Origin of the sequence: Massilia pseudoviolaceinigra (assembly GCF_030846505.1) — a bacterium.
In the GTDB taxonomy this organism is placed as follows: domain Bacteria; phylum Pseudomonadota; class Gammaproteobacteria; order Burkholderiales; family Burkholderiaceae_D; genus Telluria_A; species Telluria_A violaceinigra.
The window spans coordinates 182428-208183 of record NZ_JAVCWL010000005.1 but is presented as its reverse complement, the minus strand read 5'-3'; the positions used below and the strand labels follow the sequence as shown (position 1 = coordinate 208183).

Annotated in this window: 22 protein-coding genes and 1 pseudogene; 5 read left to right on the top strand and 18 right to left on the bottom strand. The window is 66.1% G+C overall.

Annotated features, from left to right (window positions below; genetic code table 11):
• Positions 1 to 79 precede the first annotated feature (79 nt).
• Together RBA40_RS07110 and RBA40_RS07105 are read left to right on the top strand one after the other, a co-directional pair.
• Positions 80 to 544 carry an OsmC family protein gene (locus RBA40_RS07110; RefSeq protein ID WP_306647144.1) on the top strand — a complete coding sequence of 155 codons (465 nt, stop codon included), beginning with the start codon at positions 80 to 82 and terminating at the stop codon, positions 542 to 544.
• Positions 544 to 1155, top strand: coding sequence for an FMN-binding negative transcriptional regulator (locus tag RBA40_RS07105; protein WP_306647085.1), 612 nt, complete (start codon positions 544 to 546; stop codon positions 1153 to 1155). The genes RBA40_RS07110 and RBA40_RS07105 overlap by 1 nt, the downstream gene beginning before the upstream one ends.
• Here RBA40_RS07105 and RBA40_RS07100 read toward each other — a convergent pair.
• From RBA40_RS07100 to RBA40_RS07020, 17 genes and pseudogenes are all read right to left on the bottom strand, one after another.
• A complete protein-coding gene (locus tag RBA40_RS07100; RefSeq protein WP_306647083.1) occupies positions 1152 to 3998 on the bottom strand; it encodes a sensor domain-containing diguanylate cyclase in 2847 nt (948 codons plus the stop codon). The genes RBA40_RS07105 and RBA40_RS07100 overlap by 4 nt on opposite strands.
• A 95-nt stretch (positions 3999 to 4093) precedes the next feature.
• Positions 4094 to 5044 (bottom strand): AEC family transporter, encoded by a 951-nt coding sequence (locus tag RBA40_RS07095; RefSeq protein ID WP_306647082.1) that lies wholly within the window; start codon positions 5042 to 5044, stop codon positions 4094 to 4096.
• A 100-nt stretch (positions 5045 to 5144) separates the two neighbouring features.
• Entirely contained in the window at positions 5145 to 5894 is a 750-nt protein-coding gene (locus RBA40_RS07090; RefSeq protein ID WP_306647080.1) for a DUF4142 domain-containing protein, read from the bottom strand.
• Positions 5895 to 5974: 80 nt separating this feature from the next.
• A complete protein-coding gene (locus RBA40_RS07085; RefSeq protein ID WP_306647078.1) occupies positions 5975 to 6106 on the bottom strand; it encodes a hypothetical protein in 132 nt (43 codons plus the stop codon).
• Positions 6107 to 6143: 37 nt separating this feature from the next.
• Positions 6144 to 6329, bottom strand: a complete 186-nt coding sequence (locus RBA40_RS07080; protein ID WP_306647076.1) for a hypothetical protein — start codon at positions 6327 to 6329, stop codon at positions 6144 to 6146.
• Between the two features lie 19 nt (positions 6330 to 6348).
• Positions 6349 to 7326 (bottom strand): annotated as a pseudogene (locus RBA40_RS07075) (glucokinase); the annotation flags it as partial.
• Positions 7323 to 9809, bottom strand: a complete 2487-nt coding sequence (locus RBA40_RS07070) for a glycoside hydrolase family 3 protein (RefSeq protein ID WP_306647075.1) — start codon at positions 9807 to 9809, stop codon at positions 7323 to 7325. The gene RBA40_RS07070 and the pseudogene RBA40_RS07075, both read right to left, overlap by 4 nt.
• 382 nt (positions 9810 to 10191) lie before the next feature.
• Positions 10192 to 11214: a LacI family DNA-binding transcriptional regulator gene (locus RBA40_RS07065; RefSeq protein WP_099874013.1), complete on the bottom strand. Its 1023-nt coding sequence runs from the start codon at positions 11212 to 11214 to the stop codon at positions 10192 to 10194.
• A 107-nt stretch (positions 11215 to 11321) separates the two neighbouring features.
• Positions 11322 to 12374: an ABC transporter ATP-binding protein gene (locus tag RBA40_RS07060; protein WP_306647073.1), complete on the bottom strand. Its 1053-nt coding sequence runs from the start codon at positions 12372 to 12374 to the stop codon at positions 11322 to 11324.
• Positions 12375 to 12377: 3 nt separating this feature from the next.
• Complete coding sequence (locus RBA40_RS07055; protein WP_099874011.1) at positions 12378 to 13241, bottom strand: carbohydrate ABC transporter permease; 864 nt, start codon at positions 13239 to 13241, stop codon at positions 12378 to 12380.
• Positions 13238 to 14116 (bottom strand): carbohydrate ABC transporter permease, encoded by an 879-nt coding sequence (locus RBA40_RS07050; RefSeq protein ID WP_306647071.1) that lies wholly within the window; start codon positions 14114 to 14116, stop codon positions 13238 to 13240. Before RBA40_RS07050 ends, RBA40_RS07055 begins: the two co-directional genes overlap by 4 nt.
• A 3-nt stretch (positions 14117 to 14119) precedes the next feature.
• Complete coding sequence (locus RBA40_RS07045) at positions 14120 to 15367, bottom strand: ABC transporter substrate-binding protein (protein ID WP_306647070.1); 1248 nt, start codon at positions 15365 to 15367, stop codon at positions 14120 to 14122.
• Between the two features lie 286 nt (positions 15368 to 15653).
• A complete protein-coding gene (locus RBA40_RS07040; RefSeq protein ID WP_306647068.1) occupies positions 15654 to 16148 on the bottom strand; it encodes a hypothetical protein in 495 nt (164 codons plus the stop codon).
• Between the two features lie 72 nt (positions 16149 to 16220).
• Positions 16221 to 16856, bottom strand: coding sequence for a glutathione transferase (gene yfcF / locus RBA40_RS07035; protein WP_306647066.1), 636 nt, complete (start codon positions 16854 to 16856; stop codon positions 16221 to 16223).
• A gap of 78 nt (positions 16857 to 16934) precedes the next feature.
• Positions 16935 to 17807, bottom strand: coding sequence for an outer envelope protein (locus RBA40_RS07030; RefSeq protein ID WP_306647064.1), 873 nt, complete (start codon positions 17805 to 17807; stop codon positions 16935 to 16937).
• Positions 17808 to 17848: 41 nt separating this feature from the next.
• Positions 17849 to 19915 carry a methyl-accepting chemotaxis protein gene (locus RBA40_RS07025; protein ID WP_306647063.1) on the bottom strand — a complete coding sequence of 689 codons (2067 nt, stop codon included), beginning with the start codon at positions 19913 to 19915 and terminating at the stop codon, positions 17849 to 17851.
• Positions 19916 to 20063: 148 nt separating this feature from the next.
• Complete coding sequence (locus RBA40_RS07020; protein ID WP_306647061.1) at positions 20064 to 21365, bottom strand: NCS2 family permease; 1302 nt, start codon at positions 21363 to 21365, stop codon at positions 20064 to 20066.
• A 263-nt stretch (positions 21366 to 21628) separates the two neighbouring features.
• Between RBA40_RS07020 and RBA40_RS07015 the strand changes: the two genes are divergently transcribed.
• Entirely contained in the window at positions 21629 to 22777 is a 1149-nt protein-coding gene (locus RBA40_RS07015; protein WP_306647059.1) for an ABC transporter substrate-binding protein, read from the top strand.
• Positions 22778 to 22789: 12 nt separating this feature from the next.
• Here RBA40_RS07015 and RBA40_RS07010 read toward each other — a convergent pair whose 3' ends face one another.
• Complete coding sequence (locus RBA40_RS07010; protein ID WP_306647058.1) at positions 22790 to 23419, bottom strand: GH25 family lysozyme; 630 nt, start codon at positions 23417 to 23419, stop codon at positions 22790 to 22792.
• A 275-nt stretch (positions 23420 to 23694) separates the two neighbouring features.
• Between RBA40_RS07010 and RBA40_RS07005 the strand changes: the two genes are divergently transcribed.
• Positions 23695 to 25098: an APC family permease gene (locus RBA40_RS07005; protein WP_306647056.1), complete on the top strand. Its 1404-nt coding sequence runs from the start codon at positions 23695 to 23697 to the stop codon at positions 25096 to 25098.
• 30 nt (positions 25099 to 25128) lie between these two features.
• The gene (locus RBA40_RS07000) at positions 25129 to 25755 is read left to right on the top strand and encodes an SAM-dependent methyltransferase (protein ID WP_306647054.1); all 627 of its coding nucleotides are present in this window, start codon (positions 25129 to 25131) and stop codon (positions 25753 to 25755) included.
• Position 25756 lies beyond the last annotated feature (1 nt).

The following is a 25756-nucleotide window of genomic DNA, read 5'->3' as shown; positions in this document are numbered from 1 at the left end:
ATATTTGAGCAAGCCAAACCGGCGCATAAGATAAGTGGATGGACACGTCGTGTCCAATCACCATCCGGAGCCAAGCAAGATGCAGCAATTCGAAGCACAACTGGTCTGGCAGCGCGGTGCGCAGCCCTTTCTGGACAACCGTTACAGCCGCGCCCACGCGTGGTCGTTCGACGGCGGCCTGCGCGTGCCCGCCTCGTCCTCGCCGCTGTCCGTGGCGCTGCCGATGTCCGACCCGGCCGCAGTCGACCCGGAAGAAGCGCTGGTCGCCTCGGTATCGAGCTGCCACATGCTGTTCTTCCTCTCGCTGGCGGCGCGCGCCGGCCATGTGGTGGACGACTACCGCGACCACGCCATCGGCACCATGGACAAAAACGCGGACGGCAAGATGGCGATGACAAAAATCGTGCTGCGTCCCGCGATCACCTTCGCCGACGGCACCCGCCCCGACGCCGCCCAACTCGACGCCCTGCATCATGCCGCCCACGCGCAGTGCTACATCGCCAACTCGATCAAGACCGACGTGGTCATCGAAGGGAGTGCTTAATGTACGGACCTTCCGCCTTCGACGAAATGCGCCCATCGCTGCTGCACGGCCTGATCGACGCGCATCCGCTGGGCACCATCATCACGCACGGCGACAGCGGTTTGGACGCCAATCACATTCCGTTCGAGATCGATGCCGGCGATGAGAACGCGCCGTTCGGGATCCTGCGCGCCCACGTCGCACGCGCCAATCCGCTCTGGCGCCACGCTGGCGAGACGCTGGTGGTGTTCCAGGGGCCGTCGGCCTACATCACGCCCGCGCTGTACGAGGACAAGAAGATCAACGGCAAAGTGGTCCCGACCTACAACTACGCCGTGGTGCACGCCCATGGCACGCTGCGCGCCATCGAAGACCCGGCGTGGATACTCGCGCTGCTCGGCCGCCTTACCGCACGCCACGAAGCGGCGCAGGCGGCGCCATGGTCGATCGAGGACGCACCGTCCGACTTCATCGACCGGCTGGTGACGATGATCGTCGGGATCGAAATTCCGGTCGAGCGCATGCACGGCAAATGGAAGGTGAGCCAGAACCGCTCGCAGAACGACCAGCGCACGATCGAGTCGGCCATGGATATGCCGATGGCGCAAGCGATGCAGCGACGCTCGGCCTAGCGCGGCGTCACTTTGTCGGAAGCGAGCACCAGGCGCCGTGTCTTGGCGCCTGCGGCAACCTGCACCTCGTCGATGTTGGTCACCAGCCGCGCCTCGCCGTCGATCAGCGCCTGCTCAAGATGATGAATCAGGCGCGAGAATACGCCATCGTGCCGTGCCTCGGGCGTACTGTAGATGCCGGCCCAGGCATTGCGCCCCGAGCGCTTGACCAGGTACAGGCCCTGGTCGGCCAGCTCCACCACTTCGGACCACGACAACAGGCGCGGCTCTTCCGGCACGAACGGAAAGCACGCAAAACCGATCGAGCAGGTCTTGCGCAGCGTCGTCCCGTCGGGCAGCACGAAGTCGCGGTTGGCGACCGCCTCGCGGATGCGCTCCGCCACTACTTTCGCGTCATCCCGATGGGTGGCGCGCGCCAGCACCAGGAATTCTTCGCCGCCCCATCGAATCAGATAGTCGGACTCGCGGAACACTTCACGCAATCGCTCCTGCATCTGCACCAGCACCGCGTCGCCGGCTGCGTGTCCATGCCGGTCATTGACTTCCTTGAAGTGATCCAGGTCGACCATGAAGAACACCAGGTCCTTGCCCGGCGCATTTTCGCGTTCCGGCGCGCTGTTGCGCAGCGGGTCGTCATAGCCGCGCAGGCTCATGACCACGTCGGCGTCGACATGCTGCAGGAAGAAGCGGCGGTTGCGCAGGCCGGTCAGCTGGTCGGTCAGGCTCACCTCTTCCAGCGCCTTGTAGGCCTGTTCCAGTTCGACGTTCTTGTCCAGAAGCTGCGCCTGGGTCGCGCTCAGGGCCTTGAGCGTGGCCGCCACCTGCAGATAGGCGCCGGCGTTGTCGAGGGCAATGGCGCCGTACGCGCACAGGGTGCGAAAAATCAGCCGCTCGCGTTCGCGGTAGGCGTTGGCCTGCAGCGACTGCACCGTCATCACGCCCAGCACCCGCTCACCGATCAGCAGCGGCGCAAACAGCAGGCTCAGTGTCGGCAAGGTACCCGGAATCAGGTTCGGCATGTCGTCGCCGGCATTGAGGTCGAGCAGGATCTCGCGCCGCTCGCGCACGCAGCGCGCCGAATTGGCATGTTCGTCGGTGAGCGAATAGCGCGTGGCCGGCAGCGGCTTGCCTGCTTCCACGCCGAAAGCGCAGCGCAGCGAGCTGCCGTCCGCATCGATCAGGAAGATGGAAAAGTGGGTGGCGTCGAGCAGGCCGTGCACGTGGCGGTCGAGCGCGCGGAACACGGCGGCGGCGTCCAGATGGGTGGTGATCTCCTGCCCGATGGCCGACAGGTGTTCGAGCGTGGCGCTGGTCTGCTGCAGTACCTCGGCGCGCTTGGCTTCGGCCGCGGCGAGCTGGCGGTGATGCTCGCCCTCGGTCTTGGCGCGCTCGGTCTGGTACTGCACCTGCATCGCGACGGCGCGGTTGGTCGCCTCCTGGCTGTGGGTCTTGTCGCGTGCGGCGCCTGCGCGCAGCGCGATTTCATACGCTTGCGGATAATCACCGACGCTGGCGTACTCGCGCGCCACCGCGTCATACAGGTCGCCCGGCACCGTGTAGCCGTCGATGGTGGCCGCCACCGCCATGGCCTGCTTCAGGTAGTGCAGCGCGGGACTGGGCGCTTCCAGCGGCGCGGGATCGGCCAAACGATGGCGCGCGTGGATCTCGGCCAGCACCTTGAGCGCGGCGATCTGGTTGTAGGCGTCGCCGTGTTCGCGCGCCAGCGCCAGCGCCGCCGCGGCCTTGTCGAGCGCCTCGAGCGGGCGGTTCATGTGCGACAGCGCGTGCGCCTGGCCGCGCCGCGCGCCGCTCTGGAAGTCGGCCTGGTGCAGCGCTTCGCCGCGCGCTTCCAGGCGCGCGAAGCTTGCCAGCGCCGCCGCATAGTCGCCGCCGTCGAGCGCCAGGTCGCCCTCGTATTCGAGCGCGATGGCGTAGGCGCGCGATCCGGACATGGGTGCGAGCGTGGCCAGTGCTTCGTGCAGCAGTTCCAGCGCCGCTTCGCGCTGGCCCAGCTGGCGCAGCGTTTCGGCGGTTTGCATCAGCGCCAGGCCAATGCTCATCGGCCAGCCGGTCGGACGCGCCAGATCCAGCCCGCGCTGCATCCATTCGAGGGCGGCGTGGTGCGCATTGAGGCTGGTGAAGGCGTTGCCGATATTGGTGGCGACGTTGATCGCGCGCCGTACCTGGCCGGTGGCCAGCGCCGCCTCGAAAGTGTTCATCAACAGGCCAATGGCGCGCCCGAAGTCGCTGGCCTGGAAAGCGGCGGTGCCGAGGTAATCGTTGATCCATCCGGCGGCAGCCGGGTGCAGGCCTATTTCGGCCGGGTCGAAGCGCTTGCCCCAGCGCTCATTGGCCGAGTGCAGGTTGCGGAACACCGCGAACAGGGCGGCGGCGGCGTCGATCACGTCGGCGCGCAGGCGGTCGCCGGCACGCCAGACGTCATGCGCGGCGCCCACCAGTTCGGCGTCGCTGGCGGCCGCATTGCCGCGATCGACCTCGATCCAGGCGCGCAACCAGCGCGCGTCGGCACTGCCGATCGAATCGTCCTGGCGGTGGAATTCGGCCCAGGCGTCGTCCGCCAGCGCGCGCGCGGCGTCCAGATGGCCGGCCAGCCAGGCCGCTTCGCCATCGATCAGCTGGCAGCGCGCCTGCTCCAGGCGGCGTTCGGATTCGGGCAGCAGCATCAACAGCGGCGCGGCGTCGATCGACAGCGCGCGGGCGCGAGCCGGGTCGCGCTGGCGCAGATGCCAGGCCAGCGCCAGCATCGGCTTCAGGCGCGCGACGCCGTACTGGGAAGAAAGCTCCTCTTCCAGCTGCGTCAGATCCTGCTCCACTGCAAACATTTCTAGCAATCGAAACCCCCGAATTTGCCGCCACACCGTCGATGGGACATGCCCTTTATTATTTCACAAACAGGCTACCAGAAGTCGGAAATGTTTCATATCAGCAACGCGACGGCCGCCGAAAAGCTCAGGAAGGACAACCCGGTCGACACCAGGATGATGCGCGCCACCCTGCCCGTGTCGGCGCCGAAGCGCTCGGTCAGCAGCGCCACGTTGCTGGCACTGGGCAGGCAGGCGACCAGCACCAGCGCGGTCAGGGCCGCCGGGTCGATGGGAATGCCCAGGCCGATGGCGGCATGGCCGATGGCGAGCAGCAGCAGCGGGTGGATCAGCAGCTTGATCAGGGCAATCGGAACAAAATCGGCCAGTGCGGTGGCGCCGCTGGCGTTCATCTGCGAGCGCGCCAGCACCGCACCGATGGTGAACAGGGCCACGGGCGAGGCGGCGTCGGCCAGCAGGCTGATGGTTCTCATCAGCGGCGCGGGCAATACCAGCCCCACGCCGGACGCCAGCGCGCCGAGCAGGATCGACCACGGCATGGGGTTGCGCAGCATGCCGGCCAGGGCGTTGCGCAGGGCTGCCGCGCTACTCTGCCCACCTGCCGGCCCGAGGCGCGACAGGGCGATGCACAGCGACGTCGTGATCACCAGGTCGACCACCAGCGCCACGATCACCGGTCCCGACGAGCGCGGCCCGAGCAGGGCCAGCAGCAGCGGCACGCCCATGAAGCCGGTGTTGGGAAAGGCCGCGACCAGCGCGCCGAAGGCGCCATCGTTCCAGCCGGCGCGGCGCAACGTGACCAGCATGGCCAGACCCACTGTCGCCAGCGCGCACAACAGGTAGACGCCGAACAGCCCGGCGTCGAGCAGCTGGGTCAGCGGCGTGGTCGAGCCGAAGCGGTACAGCAGGCACGGCAAGGCAAAGTACAGGACAAAGCTGTTCAGGCCCGGAATGGCCAGCTGCGGCAGCAAATGGCGCCGCACGGCAAGGTAGCCGCACAGGACCAATGCGAAAAACGGAAAGGTGATGGCGAGGATCGCGAGCATGAACGGTCATTGTAGCGTGACCGCTCAGCTCGCGCTCGCGTCCCTCCCCCCGCCGGCATCTACCGCTTGGCGCGCCGGATTTGCCTGCCTTGCCTGCTGGCTACTGCCCGGATTTCTCCGTGGCCGTGCCCGAGCTGCCCTTGGCGTTGTTCTTATTGCCGTGCAGTTCCTGCGCCGCATTCAGATGCTGGTCCACGGTCGGCGTCATGCGCGTCACCAGCGCCTTGATATCGGCATCCTTGGCGCGGCCCTGTGCCCTTGTCAGCATGCTGTGGGTTTTCTTGTGCTCGGCCACGCCCGCCTGCGCCATGTAGGCGCGGTCGAAAGCATCGCCCGAGAGTGCTGCCAGCTTGTCGGCCTTGGCCTTGTGCGCGCGGTCCAGCGTGGATGGCAAGGTGATGCCCTTGGTCTGCGCCAGTTGCTGCACCTCGCTCAGCGCCTTGGTATGGTCGTCGATCATTTGCTGCGCATATTTCTTGATTTTATCGTCCTGGCTCTTGCTCTGTGCGGTACGGGCCGCCTCGATTTCGGACATATTCGCCATGGCCAGGTCGGTCACGATCTTGCGGTCCGCGCTGCTCACGGTTGCGGTGCCACCGGTACCGCTGGCGGTGCTGCCTTGGGTGCCGCCCTGCCCGCTGCCGCTTTGCCCCGTGCCACTCTGTCCGGTCCCGCTTTGTCCGGTCCCGCTCTGTCCCGTCCCGCCTTGTCCGGTCCCGCTCTGTCCGGTGCCGCCCTGACTGCCGGACTGCTGCGTTCCGCCCGTCTGGGCCTGAACCGCCAGCGCGGCGCACAGCACTGCTGCGAGGCCAGCGCCTAACATTCGTTTTACTGGTTTCTTGTTGAGCATGTCGATCTCCTGATGAGGTTGGGATTGAAGCTCGCGCACGAGCACTTGTCACTTTTTGACAGCGCGCCGGCCCCGCAAGTTCACCCCAGCGTCGTCCGAATGATGACGATGACGAATGGCATCCCCATGGATTTGCCCAGCTTGTGCAGCGCCATGCTGAAATGGTCGGGAACATGATCGAGTTGCACAGGCCGACCAGCAGGATCGCTCACATCGCCGTCAGGCCGGTGCCGAACACCCCTGCCAGGATCAGCGCGATCGAGCAGGCCGCCCTGAATGCCAGCGCATCGCCACAAAGCCGATGAAGCGGCCAGCCATCGCGCCACCCCAGTAAACGGTGGCGTATTTCGCGGCGGTGTCGGCGCCCAATCCGGCGATGTGTTTTTCGCCCATGAAATTGATCAGGAATCTGCCGATGCTGACTTCACCGCCCACATTCTCCTTGGTGGTAATCGGTCCCCCGCTCCATCTGCTCCGACAACATTGCCGATACACCGAGGAAGGCGGGATATTTTTCCGTGATCAGATACGTCGGTATCCGCATCACGTATGCGCTCAGCCGTCCCTTGGCCTCGAAGCGCGCGCGGAATGGCGACTGCGCGAACAGCGCGCCGAAACGCGGCACGATGCCGCCGCCGATATACATGCCGCCCGTCGCACCCAGGGTCAACGCAACGTTGGCGGCCACGGAACCGAGGATCCCGCAAAAGCAGTCGACCGCGCGCATGGCTGCGGCGTCGCTGCCATGCGCGCGCTCGGTGATCGCCGCCGCGCCCAGGGAAGCGCCGGCCATGGCGCTGTAGATCAGCTCCAGCCCGGAGCCGGACAACAGCCGTTCGGCCGATACGTGACCGTACTCGCGGCGCAGGCGTTGCAGCAGGCCGTCTTCGATCTCGTCGCCAGGCCCGAAACTGGCGTGACCGCCCTCGCTGGCGAGCGCAATCCAGCGGCCCGCGGCCGGAATGATGCCTGACACACCAAGCCCGGTCCCTGCACCGACCAGGCCTATCGTGCGCCCGGGCAGTTCCTCGCCGCCGCCAACCTGCACCCGCTGGCCGGCCCCAAGCCAGGGCAAGGCCATCGCCAGCGCGCTGAAATCGTTCACCACCAGCAGGGTCGCCAGGTCCAGGTGCGCGCGCAGGGCGGCAATCGAAAAGCTCCAGGTGTGGTTGGTCATGCGGATCTCGTCGCCGTCGACCGGATTGGCGATGGCCACTGCTGCGTGCCGGACCGGCGTAACGGCCGCCGCCAGCACCGGGGCGCTGGCGAGATATGCCTCGATGGCATCGCCCAGGCCCGGGTAGTCGCTGCAGGGCAGCACCTGGACCGCGTCGAACACGCGCGGCGCCGTCTCCAGCGCGAAGCGGGCGTTGGTGCCGCCCACGTCGGCCAGAAGGCGCGGCCAATCACTCAGGGACGCGCCAACACTCATTTCAGGTCCGCGCACTTGAGCGCATCCTTCTCGAGCGCAGCTCCGCCGGCCACCTCGATATTGGCAAAGGCCGCGCTGAAAGCCGCGTCGCTGGCCACCGCGAACGGCGTTTCCACTTTGGCCAGGTCGGCGCCCTTGGCCGTGAAGCAGGCCAGCGGAATCCTGACGGTCTGCTTGGCCTTGCCCACCAGCCCCTTGAACACCGTCGTCAGGTCGAGCGCGGCGCCGTTCATCGACACCAATACCTTGCCGGCCGGCGCGGTGTTGACGATGGTATCGAACTGCAGCGCGCCATCCTTGCTGGCGAAGGCCGGCAGCGCCACCGCCTTGGCGCCGTGCGCTTCGAGGCGCGCAGGGCCGCTCCAGGTCACGTTCTTGGCATCCTGCTGGGTGTTCACCTGCGAGGTCTCGATCTTCACACCGGGCTGGGTGAACGCGTTGTTCAAATCGGCGCCGAGCGCACTGCGCTTGTCGCCCACCACCACGTACAGCGGCCAGGTGGCGCGGTCCGACTGGTTAAATACCGGGTACAGATTGGTCACGCCGCAGCCGCCATCGGCATACGTGGCGTCGAGCTGGCCGACCTTTTGCTTGCTGGCGTAGGTCAGGCCGTAACCGGTCTTGAACAGCGGCGCGTAATCGGCGTCGCCCACGTTTACGGTCGCCTGGCAGATCGACTCCGGCCACGAGAACGACAGCTTGCCCTTGAAGCCATGCGCGCCCTTGAACAGCACATCGGCCACGCCCTTGCCTTCCGAGCCAGGCAGCCAGGCGGCGACAAAACTGTCGGACAAATTCATCAGGTCATTCGTGTACAGCGCGCGGCCCGACACCAGCACCGTCACCACCGGCTTGCCCTTGCCGGCGACGGCTTTGAGCACGGCCAGGTCTTCCGGATGGCGGCCGCTGTGGCGCAGCGTGCCGGACGGGCCGATGTCGCCGCCGAACTCCGCGTACGGCGTCTCGCCGATCACCGCCACCACGGTATCGAACGCTGCCACGTCGACGCCTTCGCCGGTGGTGCTGTAGGTCACGTTGGCGGCGCCGGCGGCGTCCTTGATGCCCGCCAGGATGGTTTCGCCGTTCGGGAAGTCGCTGTTCTTGTTATCGGTGCCCTGCCACGTCAGCGACCAGCCGCCGGTCTGCAGCGACAGGTCGTCGGCGCTTTTACCGACCACCAGGATCTTCTTGCCACGTGCGAGAGGCAGCGTGCCGCGGTCGTTCTTGAGCAGCACCAGCGATTCGCGCACCATCTGGCGCGCCAGTGCGCGCGCCTGCAGCGCTTCCGGCTTGCCGGCGTACTTGCCGGCCGACGGCTTTTGTCCGAACAGGCCCGCGCGCAGCTTCACGCGCAGGATGCGGGTGACGGCGTCGTCGATGCGCGCTATTGGAATCTCGCCCGCTTCCACCTGCTTGATGGTGTTGGCGATGAAGCCTTTCCAGTCGTTCGGCACCATCACCAGGTCGATGCCGGCGTTGATGGCCTGGGCGCAGCTGTCGTTGCGGCAGCCCTTGACCTGGCCGATGCCGTCCCAGTCGCTCACCACCAGGCCGTCGAAGCCCATCTTGGTCTTGAGGATATCGGTCAGCAGCTCGCCGCTGCCATGGACCTTGCCGTAGTCCTTGCCGGACGAGACATCGTCCCAGCTGTTAAACGACGCCATCACCGTCTGGGCGCCGGCTTGCAGGGCGCTGTAGTAGCCGGCACCGTGGATGTTCATCATCTGTGCGGGAGTGGCCTTGGTGATGCCCTGGTCCTTGCCCTGGTCGGTGCCGCCGTCGCCCATGAAGTGCTTGGCGGTGGCGACCACGTTGGCGTCGTCGCGGAACTTGCCCTGCATGCCGCGCACGTATTCGGCGGCGTAGCTGTTCACCAGCGCCGGATCTTCCGAAAAGCTCTCGTAGGTGCGCCCCCAGCGATCGTCGCGCGTGACCGCCAGCGTGGGTGCGAACACCCAGTTGATGCCGGTCGCGCGCACCGCCTTGCCGACCGCCTCGCCCATCTGCAGCGCGAGCTTCTTGTTGTGGGCCGCACCCAGGCCGATATTGTGCGGGAACAGGGTGGCGCCGTACACATTGCTGTTGCCGTGCATGGCGTCGATGCCCCAGATGACCGGCACTTTCACTTTCATGTCGGTGCTCATCGACGCGTCGTAAAATTTGTCGGCCAGCGCAACCCAGTCGGCCGGGGTAGCGTACTTGTTCCCGTTCGGCCAGCTGCCGCCGCCATTCAAGACGGAGCCGATGTAGAACTCGCGCACCTGGTCGGGTGTGATGGCCTTGATTTCGGGCTGGGTCATCTGGCCGATCTTCTGCGCCAAGGTCATGCCGGCCACGATGCCGGCGACCTTGGCTTCGAGCGCGGCGTCGGGAGCGATGGCGCTGCGCACGCGCGGCCACTCGGTCAGGGTGTGGGGAGCGGCGCCGGCATGGCTGGCGTGCAGCAGCGCGACGGCTGCGATAAGACAGGAATTCTTGATCATGGTATCAGTGCGAAAAAGTGGAAATCCCCGCCGGTGAACACCGCTGCCAGGGTCCGATCTGCTGCTGCCACAAGTTGGAAACGCTCCCAACCGAAGGTTAATAGTGCGACGATGAAGAAATTTTGTCAATCATAAGATTGCGTAAATCCAGGTCGTTTCGGCCTCCATCAGCGCCGTCGCCCCCGCCACCACCGCCACCGTCGTTCCCGCCGAGTGCCGCCTTGGCGCGGGAAGTCGTTTCTGGCAGTGCCAGGAACGACGGTGGCGGTGCGAACGACTATGGTGGTGGGGTGGTGGTGGTGGCGGTGGTGGTGCCAGTGGCGGCGGCGGTGGTTGTAGTGACCTCGGGAGTGGAGGTTAAGCGGCGCAGCCGCCTCCACCCCTACTCCGCGCGGCGCTTGGCCGGCTTGCCCAGGGAGGCGCGCACGGTCACGCTGATCGGAAAATCGCGCTCCACGGGATGCGCGCTGCCGTAGCAGCGGTTAAGCAGCGCGTTGAGCCCGCTCAGGGTCACGTCGCGCCACGGAATGTGCACCGAGGTCAGGCGCGGTGCGGAGAACTGCGCACTCGGCGTATCGTCGTAACCGAGCACCGACACGTCGCCCGGCACCGACAGCCCCACGTCCTGGAAGTACGACAGCGCGCCGACCGCCATTTCGTCATTGGCGCAAAACAGCGCCGTGAACTTGTGGCCCGAGGCCACCAGCTCGGCCGCCGCGGCCCATCCGCCTTCGGGCGAAAAATCGCTCTCGGCCACCCACATTTTTTCGGTATTGATGCCGTTGCGCTCAAGCTCGCCCATGAAGCCGGCGATACGATCGACGTTGTCGGGCGACGTGGATGGCCCCGCGATCACGGCGATCTTGCGATGCCGGTGCTCCAGCAGCGCGCGCGCCGCCGCGATGCCGCCCTCGGTATGGTCGGCCGAGAAGCACTGCTCGGCAATGCTGGCGAAGCAGTGGTTCAGCACCACCACGCGCGACTGCTTCGGTCCGAGCGCGGCGATGTCCTCGTCCGACAGGTGATTGGTCAGCAAAATCAGGCCATCGCAGCCACGCTCCATCAAAAAATCGATGCCTTCGATCGCCTGGCGCCGCGCATCGCCCGAGCCGACCCCGAACGCCACCACCATGTGCAGGCCGGCGGCGCGCAGCGCGGTGTCGATCGACTGCAGGATCGGGGTGTAGAAGGTGCCCTTGAGGACGGGAATGTACACGCCGATCATCTGCGACGTCCCGGACAGCAGCGAGCGCGCAGCGTGCGACGGGCGGAAATCGAGTTCCGCGATGGCTTTTTTGACCCGTTCGAGCGTCGCGGGCGAGACCGAGCCCTTGCCGCTGACCACGCGCGACGCGGTTCCCAGGCCTACGCCGGCAAGGCGTGCTACGTCTTTGATATTGGCCACGACTTCCTTTGATCGGTCAGATTAGTAAATACAGCGAAAGCATACCGCAAACCGCGAATTATGCATGCCCGGCGCGCCCCTTTCCAGACAAAGTGGCGTCGCGCCGCTCACAGTCGCTGCTCGGTGGCCTTGTCGAACAGCGACACGCGCGCCGCGTCGACCGCGAAACGCACCGTCTCGCCTAGCGCGAACACACGCGTGTCGTTGACGATGGCCGAGAGCTGCTGGCCGGCGGTGGCGATCCACACGATCTGGTGGTTGCCCATCGGTTCGACCAGCGCCACCGTGCCTTCGAGCGCGCCGTCGTCGGCGATGCGAATGTGCTCGGGACGGATGCCGAGCACCAGCGCCTGGCCGGCCGCCGCGCCCGCGGCGCCGCCTTCCAGGCGAAAGCCGTTGCCGGCAAAGCAGCCGTCGGCATCGATCGCGCCATCGATGAAGTTCATCGAGGGCGAACCGAGAAAGCCGGCCACGAACAGGTTGGCGGGACGCTCGTACACGTGCGCCGGCGCGCCGATCTGCTGGATTTTACCGGCCCGCATGACCACGATGCGGGTGGCCAGGGTCATCGCCTCGACCTGGTCGTGGGTCACGTAGATCATGGTCGAGCGCAGCGTCTGGTGCAGCAGCTTGAGTTCGCGCCGCAGTTCGGCGCGCAGCTTGGCGTCCAGGTTCGAGAGCGGCTCGTCGAACAGGAACACGCCCGCTTCGCGCACCAGCGCGCGCCCGATCGCCACGCGCTGGCGCTGTCCGCCCGAGAGCTGCGCCGGCTTGCGCGACAGCAGCGGTTCCAGATGCAGCATGCCGGCGGCGCGCGCGATGCGGCGCGCAATCTGCGCCTTGGGCGTGCCGTTGATGCGCAGCCCGAAGGACATGTTTTTCTCCACCGTCATGGTCGGGTACAGCGCGTACGACTGGAACACCATGCCGATATGGCGCTCGCTCGGGTCGGCGAAGGTCATGTCCTCGCCGCCGATTTCCACCGTGCCGGCGCTGACCTCGATCAGCCCGGCGATGCTGTGCAACAGGGTCGATTTGCCGCAGCCGGAAGGCCCCAGCAGCACCAGGAACTCGCCCTCCTCCACCGCCAGGTCGAGGTCCTTGATAATCTCGTTGCCACCCAGGGTGATGCACAGCTTGCGGACACAGACATTCGACATTGATTACCCTTTTACCGCGCCGGCGGCGATTCCGCGCACGAACCAGCGCCCTGAAATGAAATAGATCGCCAGCGGCACCAGCGACGTGAGGATGGTGGCGGCCATGTTGACGTTGTACAGGCGCGTGCCGGTGGTGGTGTTGATCACGTTATTGAGCTGCACCGTCATCGGCGCGTTGTCGCGCCCCGCGAACACCAGTCCCAGGATGTAGTCGTTCCACACGCCGGTCACCTGCATGATCGCGGCCACCACGATGATCGGCAGCGACATCGGCAGCATGACGTGGATAAAGATGCGAAAGAAGCCGCCGCCGTCGATGCGCGCGGCCTGGAACAATTCGTGCGGAATGGCCGCGTAGTAGTTCCGGAACAGCAGCGTCATGACCGGCATGGCGAAGATCATGTGCACCAGCACGATGCCCGCCAGGGACCCGAACAGGCCGAACGTGGCCAGCACCCGCACCAGCGGATAGATCATCACCTGCAGCGGAATGAAGGCGCCCACCATCAGGATTCCGAAGAGCGTTGACGCGCCGCGCGGCTTCCAGAACGACAGCGCGTAGCCGTTCAGGGCTCCGATCAGGATCGGCAGGATGGTGCTCGGTACGGTGATCGCCACCGAATTCCAGAAGCCGCCGCGGATGCCTTCGCACGAGGCGCCGGTGCAGGCGCCGCTCCAGGCGTCGCGCCAGGGTTCGAGGGTGATCTGCAGAGGCAGCGCGAAAATGTTCCCGAGCCGGATTTCCTCCATCGGCTTGACCGAGGTGACCAGCATCACGTACAGCGGCAGCAGGAAGAACAGCGCGGCGCTGATCAGAAAAGCGTAGATGCCGATGCGCGCCGGATTGAAGTACGAGCGCCGCTTCATGCGCGATCCTTGCGGCTGCGCGCATAGGCGTACGGCGCCAGCATGGCCAGCACCGGCACCAGCAGCACCACCGCGCCGGCCGAGGCCAGGGCGATGTTGGCGCGGCCGAACAGGTGGTCCATGATGAACTTGGCCGGCACTTCGCTGGCCGTGCCGGGGCCGCCCTGGGTCATGGCCACGACCGCGTCGAACAGCTTGACCACCGCGGTCGAGAGCAGCAGCAGCACGGTGGCAATGGTCGGCCACATCATCGGCAGCACGATCGACAGGTACACGCGCCAGGTGGGAATGCCGTCGAGCCGCGCGGCCTTCCAGATTTCGCCGTCGATGCCGCGCAGGCCGGCCAGCATCATCGCCATCACCAGGCCGGAGGCCTGCCACACGGTGGCGATGACGACCGTGTACATGACCATGTCCTGGTCGACGATCCAGTCGAACGAAAAGCCCGCGAACCCGAACTGGTGCGCCGCCTGCTCGATGCCGTTGCCGGGCGTGAGCATCCATTGCCACACCAGGCCCGTGGCCACGAACGACATCGCATACGGATATAAAAAGATCGTGCGCAGCACGCCTTCGCCGGTCACGTTCTGGTCGATGAACACGGCCAGCAGGAAGCCGATCACCAGGCAGGCGCCGATGAACAGCACGCCGTACAGCTCCAGGTTATGCAGCGACAGCAGCCAGCGTTCATTCTCGAACAGGCGCGTGTACTGCGCCATGCCGACAAAGGTATCGGACGGGAAGCTGCGCGAGTTGGTCAGCGAAATCCTGAGCGACCAGAGGACCGTGCCGAGATAGCCGACGATCACCGTCAGCGCCATCGGCAGCAGTGCGGCAAAGGGAATGACCTGGCGCAGCGGGTGGCGGATGCGCATCGGTCAGCCTTTCAGGGCGGCGGCGATATTCTTCTGCGCCTTCTCGACCGGCATGGCGGTGTTCCAGTACGCGGTCAGCACATCGACCAGCGCACCGTTCTGGTCGGGCGTGAGGTACACCTCGCCGTTGCCGACGTGGCGCGTGCGGTCTTTCATCACCGCCAGCGCGGCCTGGGCGCAGGCGTCGAGCGCGGAGGCATCGAGGTCGGCGCGCACCGGCAGCGAACCTTTGATCCGGTTGAAGGCGGCCACCGTGGCCGGCGCCACCATCACGCCGGCCAGCAGCTTCTGGGCCTTGATGGTGTCGGCGTTGGCGCTCTTGGGAAAGATGAAGGCGTCGCCCTGGATCAGGAACGGTGCCCGCGCGCCGAAGCCGGTGATGCAGCCGTATTGATTGCCGGCGCTGAGTCTGGCGGCATTCAATTCGCCCTTGACCCAGTCGCCCATGATCTGCACGCCGGCCTTGCCGTTCACCAGCAGCGCGGTGGCGTCGTTCCAGTTGCGCCCGGGCGAGCCGGGATCGACATAGGATTTGAGGCGCTTGAACGCCAGCAGCACCTGCCTGAACGGCTCGGACGCGATCGCGCGCGGGTCGCGGTCGCGCAATACGCCCAGGTACAGGTCCTTGCCGCCCACATTGGCCAGCACCGCCATGAAAACGATATTCTCCTGCCACGACTGGCCGCCGTGCGCCAGCGCAATCAAACCGGCCGCCTTGAGCTTGTCGAGCGCGGCGAACAGTTCGTCCATCGTGGCCGGCTCCCTGGCGATGCCGGCTTTTTTGAAGGCAGCCTTGGAATACCAGATCCAGGTCGGCATGTGCACGTTCAGCGGCACCGCGTAGTAATGGCCCTTGACCTTGATGACGTCGCGGATCGGGGCCGGCAGGGTCGTATCCCAGCGCTCTTTGGCGGCGATGTCGTCGACGTGATTGAGCATGCCCTGTTCGACCAGGTCGAGGAATTGCATGGAGGCGTTGAACTGGGCGGCGGCGGGCGGATTGCCGCCGACGATGCGGTTGACCGCCACCGCGCGGGCCTGCTCGTTGCCGGCGACGGCGGTATCGATCCAGGCCCCGCCGGCGGCGCGGTAGGCGTCGGCGATGGTCTTGACGGCGGCCGATTCGCCGCCCGAGGTCCACCAGTGAATCACCTCCGCCTTTGGCCGTTCGGCTTGAGGTCCGACCGCGTGCGCCGTGGCGCAGCCAAGCGCCAGCGCTGCCGCCAGCGCCAGCTTGTGTGCTCTGTGCATCCTGTCTCCTTGTGTGCGGATCTGTGTCCGCTCGCCGGGGCAACGTCGGATTGGAAACGTTACCATCGCAAGCACACGAATATAACACCCATCGATTTTAGGTGTCAACGAGTTAACAGCGCGCGCCATGGCGTGGCCCGGGATGCGGCATCAACCATCGTGAAACGATGGCGCGGCCGCCACCGGCAGGTGCGCTCGATGAGCGGCAGGATCGGATACGCACGGTGAAAATCACCGTTATTTTGTTAACGTTTCACAACAGCCGGCCGGGAAAACCGGCCGGGCGCTAGCGGAACGTGGGTCCGGCGGAATGGATGATGTCGCGCCAGGACGAACGCGTAGCCGGCGGCGTGCCCGGCACCATCTGCGGCACCGTGACCGTATCCTGCACAGGCTCGGCATCGCGCAAGGGCAGCGGCAACGCGGGGGCGGCCGACTGCGCAAGCGCTGGCGCTACAGGTGCTGGCGCAGCGGCGGGGGCAGGTACGGGTGCAGGTGCGGGAGCAGCTGCAGGCGCGGCCACGGGTGTGGGAGCAGCGGCGGGCGCGCGTACGGGCGCCGCCGCCGGGGTTGCCGGCAGCGTGGTGTAGGCCTCGTCGCTGACCCCGGAGCGCACCATGCCGCGCCGGTACGGGGTCGTGAGGACGCGTCCCGTCACATCGAGCGGCACGCCGCCCGAGGCCAGGTAAATTGCGGCTTGGTGAACCGAAACGGTGTCCTTGAGAAGGATTGCCTTCTCCACCGTCGCGGCCATTGCATGATTCTTGCGTCGCTCTTCCATTGCTGCTCCCTTTCGGCAACAATATACAGCCCGATGGAATTCAGCGCAATCCTTGCCTCCGAGTTCCCCGGGTCACTCCCCTGCCTGGCCTCGCGGCTTGGCCACCCACTGGCGCACGCTGTCGCGCTGCCACTGCGCCGCGGCGTAGGTCTTGAGGCGTTCCGGCACCGGATCGCCGTTCAAAATCAGCCGGTTGAGCACCAGCGCCAGCTCGCTGTCGGCGATGCACCACTCGCCGAACAGGTGCTCGCCCGTCACCAGACGCTCGGCGATGCGGATCAGGCGCTCGGCCGCGGCTTGCCCGGCCGCCGTCAGCGGCGTGGCCGTGGGCGCGCAAAACACCACTTCGGTGGTGCGCTCGGCGCGCAGGGCCATCAGGTCGCTGCGCAGCCAGGCCAGGACCTGGCGCGCGCGGGCGCGCTGCTCCAGCCCGGCCGGCAGCACCGCGCGCCAGGCCGGCGGCGGAAAGGCTTCTTCCAGATACTCGACGATGGCGCTCGACTCGGCCAGCACCAGCTCGCCATGCACCAACAGAGGAACGCGTCCGGTCAGGCCCAGGTCGCGAAAGCGGGCCTGATGCTGCTCGCCCTTCTCCAGGTCGACCGTGTGCAAGGTGAACGGCAATTGCTTCTCGGTCAGGGTCTGGAACACCGACATCGCCCACGGACTGGTGAAACGGCTATCGACGTACAGGATCAACTCTTGCATGATGGGCTCCGGTGGGCAAAAAGTAAGACAACGAGCCAACCATGTTATAGCAAAAGTTGCAAGATTGCTGCCGACCCCTCAGAAGTGGTAGGCCACGCGCACCATCGGCGTTTTGGCGCGGTAGCCCTGCCCGCCCGTGATCGCCGACGTGTTGCCGAATTTATTGTTCCAGTACTGGTATTCGAGGCCCACGCGGAAGGTGCGCTTCTTGTAGCCCATGGCCGCGCCGGCGTCGAACATGAGCTGCATGTCGATGTTGGTTTCGGCGCCGGTGTCGCCCCCGGTTTCGCTCTTGCCCTTGGACGCGATGAAGTTGGCGAAGCCCTCGAAGGCCCACAGCGTGCCGAGCGGGATGCCCCAGCTGGCCGTGAGCATGGGATGCAGGTCGTAGGTGTAGCGTCCGCGCACGTTGGAGATGGGCGGAAAGGCGCCGCTCGGCGCATTGCTCTCGTGTAGCAGCAAGATGCTGGTCGACAGAAAGCCCGGCACATCCCACATCAGGGTCGGGCCGGCCACCAGCATCCGCTTGCGCGAGTTGTAGCCGACATCGTTCTTGGTGTTCCAGTCGAAGCCCAGGGTCACCCCGGCCGCGCTGACCGGGCCGAATTTGACGGGGGCGCCGCGCAGCTTGCCGATGTCGAGCGTGTGGCGGTACACCACGTAGGCTTCCTGGGCGCCGTCGGTCTGGTTCAGCGAGGCCGGGTCCTTGCTGTCGGAAACGAGCATGTCGACATTGAAGAAATTGCTGCCGTACTGGTAGCCGCTGGCGTGCGTCAGCGCGAAAATGTGCTTGCCGACGTACTCGCGGTTGAACGGTTCGCGATAGCGCTCGCCGGTGCGCCAGCTGATCGCCGTGTCGCTCCATTCGGCCGCCTGGACGGCGCCGCCGGCCAGGCTGGCCGTCGCAAGGATGCAGGCCGCGGGCAGGCGGCGCAGGATGGTTGCGTTCATGATGGTCCCGTGGTTGAAAGTCGAAGACAAATGGACTGCGTTCAGAATTCTTCCCAGTCGTCGCCCGCGGCCGGGGCGGCGCTTTTGCCCGCCGGCTTGCCGCTGGGCTTGCTGGCCGGCTTGCTGGCCGGCTTGCTGGCCGGCTTGCCGGCCGCCCGTGGCGCCGGCGCGCGCGCCACGCTGCGGGTGGCGGGCACGGGCCGGCTTGGCGCGGCGCGCGCGGCCGGCGGCGTGGCGCTCTCGTCGAGCTTGAATACGCTGACCACGCTGGCCAGGTTGGCGGCCTGGTCCTGCAGCGACTTGGCCGCCGCGGCCGCTTCTTCCACCAGCGCCGCGTTCTGCTGGGTGGCGTCGTCCATGGCGCTGATCGAATGGTTGATCTGGCCGATGCCCTGGCTCTGCTCGAAACTGGCGGCGGCGATTTCGCTCATCAGGTCGGCCACCTGCTGCACCGAGGTGACGATCTGGTGCATGGTCACGCCGGCTTCGTCGACCAGGCGGCTGCCGGCGTCGACCTTCTGCACCGAGTCGTCGATCAGGGTCTTGATTTCGCGCGCGGCACTGGCCGAGCGCTGCGCCAGGTTGCGCACTTCGCTGGCGACCACGGCAAAGCCGCGTCCCTGCTCGCCGGCCCGCGCCGCTTCCACGGCCGCGTTCAGGGCCAGGATATTGGTCTGGAAGGCAATGCTGTCGATGACGCCGATAATGTCGACGATCTTGCGCGAACTGTCGGTAATCGACCCCATCGTGCTGACCACCTGCCCCACCACTTCGCCACCCTTGACGGCATGGGTCGAGGCGGACACGACCAGCTGATTGGCCTGGCTGGCGTTCTCGGCGTTCTGCTTCACGGTCGAGGTCATCTGTTCCATGGCGGCGGCGGTTTCTTCCAGGCTCGATGCCTGCGCTTCGGTGCGCCCCGACAGGTCCATATTGCCGGCCGCAATTTCGCTCGATGCGGCGGCGATGGTTTCGGTGCTGCCGCGCACCTGGCTGATGGTCAGGTTGAGCGAGGACACGAAGCGGTTGAAGGCCTCGGCCAGTTCGCCCACCTCGTCGCTGCTTTCGACCGGCATGCGGCGGGTCAGGTCGCCATTGCCGCCGGCGATGTCGCTCAGCATGTGGGCGGCGCGCGCCACCGGGCCGGCGATCGCGCGGCTGATCAGGAAAATCCCGAACAGGCCGATGCCGCCGCCGATCAGCGCCGCCACCAGGGCCGAGACGGTGGCGTCGCGCGCCACATTGCCCAGCACTTCGGCTTCCGGCACTTCGGCCACCACATACATGTTCAGGTCTGCCACAAAGGACGACACCACCATCCGCCGCGCTGGCCCGAGGTCGGTTTCGGCGTGGGTGAATTTGGCGCCGCTCAGCAGCGTCTTGCTCAGCGCTTCATCGTAGCCCGGCAAATCCTTGAGGTAATGCTTGCCGTCGGCCAGCGCCGGGTCGCGGTGCACCAGCACCAGGCCATTGGCGCGCACCAGCGACACGAAGCCGGACTGGCCGATGCGGTAGGCGCGGATGGTATCGGCCAGCGACGTCACCGACAGGCCCAGGCCGGCCACGCCGAGCTTGCCGCCGGCGGCTTCGGCACGGGTATTAATGAACAGCATGAATTCGTTGGACCCGACTTCCTTGTCCAGGTCCAGGGTGTAGGGCTTGCCGCTGGCCAGGAACCCGTAGAACCACTGATCGGTGCCGGCGGCCTTGGCCAGGGTGCGGCTCAAGCCCTGGTCGGTCATGTACTTGCCGGTCGACTCGGAAATCCAGAACACGGTGGCGGCCTTGTTCCTGGCCTTTATCTGGCCGGCGTAGGCTTTCCAGGCTTCCATGCCGGTGTCCGGCAAGCCTTCCGCCTCCCACGCCTGCACGTAGCTATTGTTGGCCAGCGCCAGCGAGGTCGCCAGCGGAACGGCGATCTGGCGCAGCACGTCGTTGCGGATCTCGCCGATCACGGATGGCAATTCCTGCTCGACCACCCGTTCGCGGATGCCGCGCCCGGTCATGATGATGCTCAGAGTGGAAGAGATCGCCACGAACAGCAGCAAACAGGCTGCCATGCTCAACATCAATTTCTTTTGGATCGAGAGGTGGCGTAACAGCGTCAAGGCGGTGTCCTTTCGGTGACAGGGAGTCACAAAGTAAGACCATATTCCTTTCAAGCTTGCGTCAGGTCAAGACCAAACGTATTGGAGCGTGCTATCGCCCTCCCGAAGTGTTGCGTGCCTGTCGTAAGCTGGACAAACACGCAAGCTTTCAGCCGGCGCCGAGATAGATGAATTTGAACAGGAACGCCCCCGCGATCACCCACACCGCCGCCCTGACCTCGCGCGCGCGCCCGGTCATCAGCTTGAGCACGGCGTAGGAGATGAATCCGAAAGCCACCCCCATCGCGATCGAGTAGGTAAACGGCATCGTCAGCGCGGCAATCGCCGCCGGCACGCTTTCGGTGGTGTCGTTCCAGTCGATCTCGCCCAGTTCGCGCAGCATCAGGCACGCCACGTACAGCAGCGCCGGGGCCGTGGCGTAGGCAGGCACCACCGACGCCAGCGGCGATAGGAACAGGCAGCCGAGGAACAGGATCGCCACCGCCACCGCGGTCAGGCCGGTGCGTCCGCCAGCCTGGACCCCGGCCGCGCTTTCGATGTAGGCCGTGGTGCTCGACGTGCCCAGGGTGGCGCCGGCCACGATGGCGCAGCTGTCGGCCATCAGAGCCTTGTTCAGGCGTGCCATCTTGCCGTTGACCAGGAGGCCGGCGCGGCTGGCCACGCCCATCAGGGTGCCGGTGGCGTCGAACAGTTCCACCAGGAAGAACACCAGCACCACGTTCAGGATGCCGACCGACAGCGCCCCCATGATATCGAGCTTGAACAGGGTCGGCGCCAGCGATGGCGGAGCCGACACCAGGCCCATGAATTTATTACCCGCGAAGAAAAAGCTGAGCACGGTGACCAGCAGGATGCCGATCAGGATCGCCCCTTTGACCTTGAGCTTGTCGAGCGCGACGATGACGAAAAAGCCGGTGATCCCCAGCAGGGCGGGCGCGGCGTGCAAGTCGCCCACGCCGAGCAGGGTGGCCTCATTGGCCACCACGATGCCGGCATTGCGCAGCGCGATCAGGCCGAGGAACAGGCCGATGCCCACCGTGATGGCGACCCGGATCGAGTGAGGAATGCCGTTGACGATGATTTCGCGCAGGCGAAACAGGCTCACCGCCAAAAACAGGCAGCCGGAAATGAAGACCGCGCCCAGCGCCACCTCCCACGACAAGCCCATCTGCTTGACCACGACGTAGGCGAAGTAGGCATTCAAGCCCATCCCGGGCGCGAGCGCGATCGGATAATTGGCGTACAAGCCCATGATCAGGCTGCCGAGGGCGGCGGCCAGGCAGGTGGCGACGAACACGGCATCCTTGGGCATGCCGGCGTCGCCGAGGATCGAGGGGTTGACGAAAATGATGTAGGCCATCGTCAGGAAAGTGGTCAGCCCGGCCAGCAGCTCGGTGCGGACATCGGTTCCGTTTTCCTTGAGTTTGAAATGGTTTTCAAGTAACGACAAGATGGTCTCTCCTGGTGATTATGCATGGGGAATGGAAACAGCCGAGGTGCCGTCTGCGACCGTATCCTACCTGCTCGCCGCTGAACCGCATGAGTTGTGCATAACCGCTATCTATTCCGGCATATGGCTGGCGCAAATACAACAGTTAACTGTTGCAGTACCGCAAATTTGCCTTAAACTAAAGCGCCCTTGCCAGAAACCCTATCAGTTTGCTTAACATCAGCAGTTTGCCTCTCACCAGACCAGAAGGAAAAGGACTACGCATGAAACTAAGCCATATTGCATTCGCAGCGGTCACGCTGTGCCTCGGCAGCGCCACGTTTGCGGCCGAGACCATCAAGATCGGGGCCATGCTGCCGCTGACGGGCGGTTCCGCGCCGCTGGGTCTGGCGGTGCGGGACGGCCAGCGTCTGGCGGTCGCGCAGATCAATGCCCGTGGCGGCGTGATGGGACGCAATCTGGAACTGGTCGAGGTGAACGACGAAAGCAAGCCGGAAAATGCGGCGGCAAACATGAAAGCCCTGCTGTCCAAGGGCGTGGTGGCCTGCTCTTGCGGCGTGAACACGGGCGTGGTGCTGGCCTACCAGCCGGTGATGCAGGCGGCCAAGCTGCCCAACGTGGTCCCGGCATCGGCCGGCACCAAGCTGACCAAGGCGTTCGCCAACGCACCTGAAGGCAACTTCACCTTCCGCGTGCAGGCCTCCGATACGCTGCAGGCGCAGATGATGGTCGACTATGCGATCAAGAAGGGCTACAAGAAAATCGCGCTGCTGCACGACACCACGCCGTACGGCACGGGCGGGCACGACGACATGGTCAAGCAGCTGCTCACGCACGACGTCAAGGCGGTCGCGGTGGGCAGCTTCAAGCTCGGCGACACCGATATGTCGGCCCAGCTGGCCAAGGCCAGGGAAGCCGGCGCGCAGGTGCTGCTGCTGTACGGCATCGGCACCGAGCAGGGCCATGTTGCCGCCACCGGCGCCAAGCTGGGAATGCACCTGCCGATCATCGGATCGTGGACCAACGCCACCGAATCGTTCCTCAACGTGGCCGGCGCCCACGCCGAAGGGGCGATCTCGCCGCAAACCTTCGTCGAAGGCGCCAGTTCGGCGGCGGGACGCGAATTCGAGGGCGCCTACCGCGCCGCATACAAGCGCCCGCGCATGAACAATCCGACCGCCGTGGCCGGCGGGCACGACTCGATCCTGCTGCTGGCCGCCGCCATCCGCCAGGCCAACAGCACCGACGGCACCAAGATCAAGGCCGCGCTGGAAAGGCTGAGCCTGCCGGTGCCGGGCGCGATCGCGACCTATAACAAGCCGTTCTCGGAAGACGACCACGAAGGCATCAACCTGAGCAGCGCCCTGATGGCGATCTGGAAAAAAGGCGCGGTGGTACGCGCCCCGCTGTAAGCAATCAGCCGCTCAGGACGCGGGCCTGGCCAGTTGCGCCAGCGCCTGCGCGTCGCCGTTGAAGAGATCGAGGTCGACCGCGCCGGCAATGCCGTCGAGCTTACCGGTTTGCGAGTGCTGCCAGATCGCGTAGCCGGTCACGCCCTGCGGCAGGACCGGCGCGGCGGCACTGGTGTACTCGGCGATCCACAGCGGATACGCGGCCAGCGCCGCGCAGCCGGCCAGGTTGCTGTTCCAGAAGCCGCGCGAGGAATAGATCAGCGGCGTGCACGACAAGCTCTCGCGCACCTGCGCCAGCCAGGCCAGCGCACAGCTGTCGATGGCCCCCGCCTGCATGCCGCAAGCCGTTTCCACGTCGAGCATGGGCGGCAGGTCGCCGGCTTGCGGGGTCCCCAGCAGGCTCAGGAAATGACGCGCCTGTGCCGTCCCATCCACGTCCGCATGCAGGAAATGATAGGCGCCGCGCGCGATGCCGGCCGCGCGCATGGCTGCATAGTTGACGCTGAAACAGGGATCGCTGACGCTGTTGCCTTCGCTGGCCTTGGCGTAGGCAAACACGATCTCCTGTTGCGCGACCTTGGCCCAGTCGATGGTGCCCTGGAAATGCGAGACGTCGATCCCCTTCAAGAACGTATTGCTCATGGTGCGTTTCCTTCCTGCGGCCGCGAGTGGCCCGCTTGGTGAGATGGCTTGAACAGTCTAGGGTACTGCAGGCACTAGCGGCAAGGTGAGGCTTTCCTCTCGCGCCCGAGCCTGCCAGATTAGCATGTCCCACATTGGCGCAAGCTGGTACGTCAAGAGCGCGCGAGCGCGGACAACACAAACATTGAGCTAGCTCAAGCTCAACACCGAAGGTCCCAACGAAGCGCCGGCGCCGCCCTCTTACATGGACCGCCACCGCCAACCGGACCGCCAGCATGCCCAGAACCACGCCCGTACCCCTCGTCGAGCCTGCAAAACCCGCCGCTGCGGCGGCGCCGCGCCCGGTCATCGGCCCTGCGGAAGCCATTGCGCTCACGGTCGGCGTGGTCGTCGGCGCCGGCATTTTCAAGGCACCGTCCCTGGTGGCCGGCATGACCGGCTCGGCCCCGTGGATGTTCGCCGCCTGGGCCCTGGGCGGGCTCATGTCGCTGATCGGCGCGCTCTGCTATGCCGAGCTGAGCACGGCCTACGCCAGCGCCGGCGGCGACTATCACTTCCTGCAGCGCGCCTACGGCCGGCCGCTCTCCTTCCTGTTTGCCTGGGCCCGCTTTTCCGTGATCGCCACCGGATCGATCGCCTTGCTCGGTTTCGTGTTCGGCGACTACCTGAACCAGCTGCTGCCGCTGGGGCCTGCCGGGCCAGCCTGCTACGCGGCGGCGGCCATCGTCGTGCTGTCGTGGCTGAACCTGCGCAGCGTGCGCGGCGGCACCGCCGCGCAAGCGTGGCTGACGGCGGTGGAGGTGGGCGGACTGCTGCTGATCGTGTGCGCGGCGCTGGCGCTGAGCGGCGATGGCGCCGCACCGGTTCCAGCCCCCGGCCCGGCGGCGGCACCGACAGCGGCCTCGTTCGGACTGGCGATGGTGTTCGTGCTGCTGACGTACGGCGGCTGGAACGAAGCGGCGTATCTGAGCGCCGAACTGGTCGATGCGAAACGCAACATGGTGCGGGTGCTGGTCATATCGCTGCTGGCGATCACGGCGCTCTACCTGCTGGTGACCTGGGCTTACTGGAGCGCGCTGGGCATGGCCGGCATGGGCCGCTCGGAAGCGCTCGCCGCCGACCTGCTGCATGCCGCCTTCGGCCGCGCTGGCGCCGCGATGATCTCGCTGATCGTCGCCATCGCCGCGCTGACCTCGATCAACGCCACCATCATCGTCGGCGCGCGCTCGAGCTATGCGGCTGGGCGCGACTGGCCGGCGCTGGCCCGCCTGGGCGTGTGGGATGGGCGGCGCGGCACGCCCGCCAATGCCCTGCGCATCCAGTGCGCGGCGGCGCTGCTGCTGGTGCTGGCCGGCGCGTGGACCGGCAGCGGCTTCAAGGCCATGGTCGAATTCAGCGCACCCGTGTTCTGGCTGTTCTTCCTGCTCGCCGGAGTATCGCTGTTCGTGCTGCGGGTGCGCGAGCCGCATGTGGCGCGGCCGTTCAAGGTGCCGCTGTTCCCGCTGCTGCCGCTGCTGTTTTGCGCGATGTGCGCCTACATGCTGTGGGCCAGTTTGTCGTACGTCTACAACCAGTCGCTGGGCGGCTGGAATGCCGCCTGGATCGGCGTGGCGGTGCTGCTGGCCGGCTGCCTGGTGCTGCCATTGCTGCACCGGCCCGGCGGCGCGCCGCCGCCCTGACCTTCCACCCTCAATCACAAGGAGTTCACCATGCACCCGTTCCGATGCAACAAGCTGCCCCCGGGCGCGGCCTTTTTCGCCGCCGGCATGCTGCTGTTCATGCTGTTGGCCGGCATGAGTCCCATGGCAGCGGCCCAGCGGCCCGCGCTCGATGTGCCGTATGTGCCGACGCCGCAAGCCGTGGTGGACCGCATGCTGGTCCTCGCCAGGGTTGGCAAGGGCGACATCCTGTATGACCTCGGCAGTGGCGATGGACGCATCGTCATCACCGCCGCCAAACGCTACGGCGCAAAAGGCGTCGGCGTCGACCTCGATCCGGCCCGTATCAGGGAGGCGCGCGACAATGCCAGCAAGGCCGGGGTTGGCCAGCAGGTGCAATTCATCGCCGGCGACCTGTTCAAGACCGACTTGTCGGACGCGGACGTCGTCACGCTGTACCTGCTCAGCAGCGTCAACCGCGACCTGCGTCCGCAACTGTGGCGCCAGTTAAAAGTCGGCACGCGCGTGGTCTCGCATGCATTCGACATGGGGAGCGAATGGCCGCCCGAGAAAACCGAGCAGGTCGACGGCAGCACCATCTACGTCTGGACCATCAGCGATGCCCACAAGCGCGCGGCGGGCGGCCAGGCAGCGGCGCCCGTGCGCAGCCAGCCGTAAA

What these genes read in the sequence shown, in the direction of transcription:
- RBA40_RS07000 (WP_306647054.1), top strand. Translation starts at nt 25,129, where the DNA reads ATGCACCCGTTCCGATGCAACAAGCTGCCCCCGGGCGCGGCCTTTTTC.
- RBA40_RS07050 (WP_306647071.1), bottom strand. Translation starts at nt 14,116, where the DNA reads ATGCGCATCCGCCACCCGCTGCGCCAGGTCATTCCCTTTGCCGCACTG.
- RBA40_RS07030 (WP_306647064.1), bottom strand. Translation starts at nt 17,807, where the DNA reads ATGAACGCAACCATCCTGCGCCGCCTGCCCGCGGCCTGCATCCTTGCG.
- RBA40_RS07070 (WP_306647075.1), bottom strand. Translation starts at nt 9,809, where the DNA reads ATGATCAAGAATTCCTGTCTTATCGCAGCCGTCGCGCTGCTGCACGCC.
- RBA40_RS07005 (WP_306647056.1), top strand. Translation starts at nt 23,695, where the DNA reads ATGCCCAGAACCACGCCCGTACCCCTCGTCGAGCCTGCAAAACCCGCC.
- RBA40_RS07040 (WP_306647068.1), bottom strand. Translation starts at nt 16,148, where the DNA reads ATGGAAGAGCGACGCAAGAATCATGCAATGGCCGCGACGGTGGAGAAG.
- RBA40_RS07015 (WP_306647059.1), top strand. Translation starts at nt 21,629, where the DNA reads ATGAAACTAAGCCATATTGCATTCGCAGCGGTCACGCTGTGCCTCGGC.
- RBA40_RS07045 (WP_306647070.1), bottom strand. Translation starts at nt 15,367, where the DNA reads ATGCACAGAGCACACAAGCTGGCGCTGGCGGCAGCGCTGGCGCTTGGC.
- yfcF (WP_306647066.1), bottom strand. Translation starts at nt 16,856, where the DNA reads ATGCAAGAGTTGATCCTGTACGTCGATAGCCGTTTCACCAGTCCGTGG.
- RBA40_RS07090 (WP_306647080.1), bottom strand. Translation starts at nt 5,894, where the DNA reads ATGCTCAACAAGAAACCAGTAAAACGAATGTTAGGCGCTGGCCTCGCA.
- RBA40_RS07110 (WP_306647144.1), top strand. Translation starts at nt 80, where the DNA reads ATGCAGCAATTCGAAGCACAACTGGTCTGGCAGCGCGGTGCGCAGCCC.
- RBA40_RS07055 (WP_099874011.1), bottom strand. Translation starts at nt 13,241, where the DNA reads ATGAAGCGGCGCTCGTACTTCAATCCGGCGCGCATCGGCATCTACGCT.
- RBA40_RS07010 (WP_306647058.1), bottom strand. Translation starts at nt 23,419, where the DNA reads ATGAGCAATACGTTCTTGAAGGGGATCGACGTCTCGCATTTCCAGGGC.
- RBA40_RS07100 (WP_306647083.1), bottom strand. Translation starts at nt 3,998, where the DNA reads ATGTTTGCAGTGGAGCAGGATCTGACGCAGCTGGAAGAGGAGCTTTCT.
- RBA40_RS07095 (WP_306647082.1), bottom strand. Translation starts at nt 5,044, where the DNA reads ATGCTCGCGATCCTCGCCATCACCTTTCCGTTTTTCGCATTGGTCCTG.
- RBA40_RS07060 (WP_306647073.1), bottom strand. Translation starts at nt 12,374, where the DNA reads ATGTCGAATGTCTGTGTCCGCAAGCTGTGCATCACCCTGGGTGGCAAC.
- RBA40_RS07105 (WP_306647085.1), top strand. Translation starts at nt 544, where the DNA reads ATGTACGGACCTTCCGCCTTCGACGAAATGCGCCCATCGCTGCTGCAC.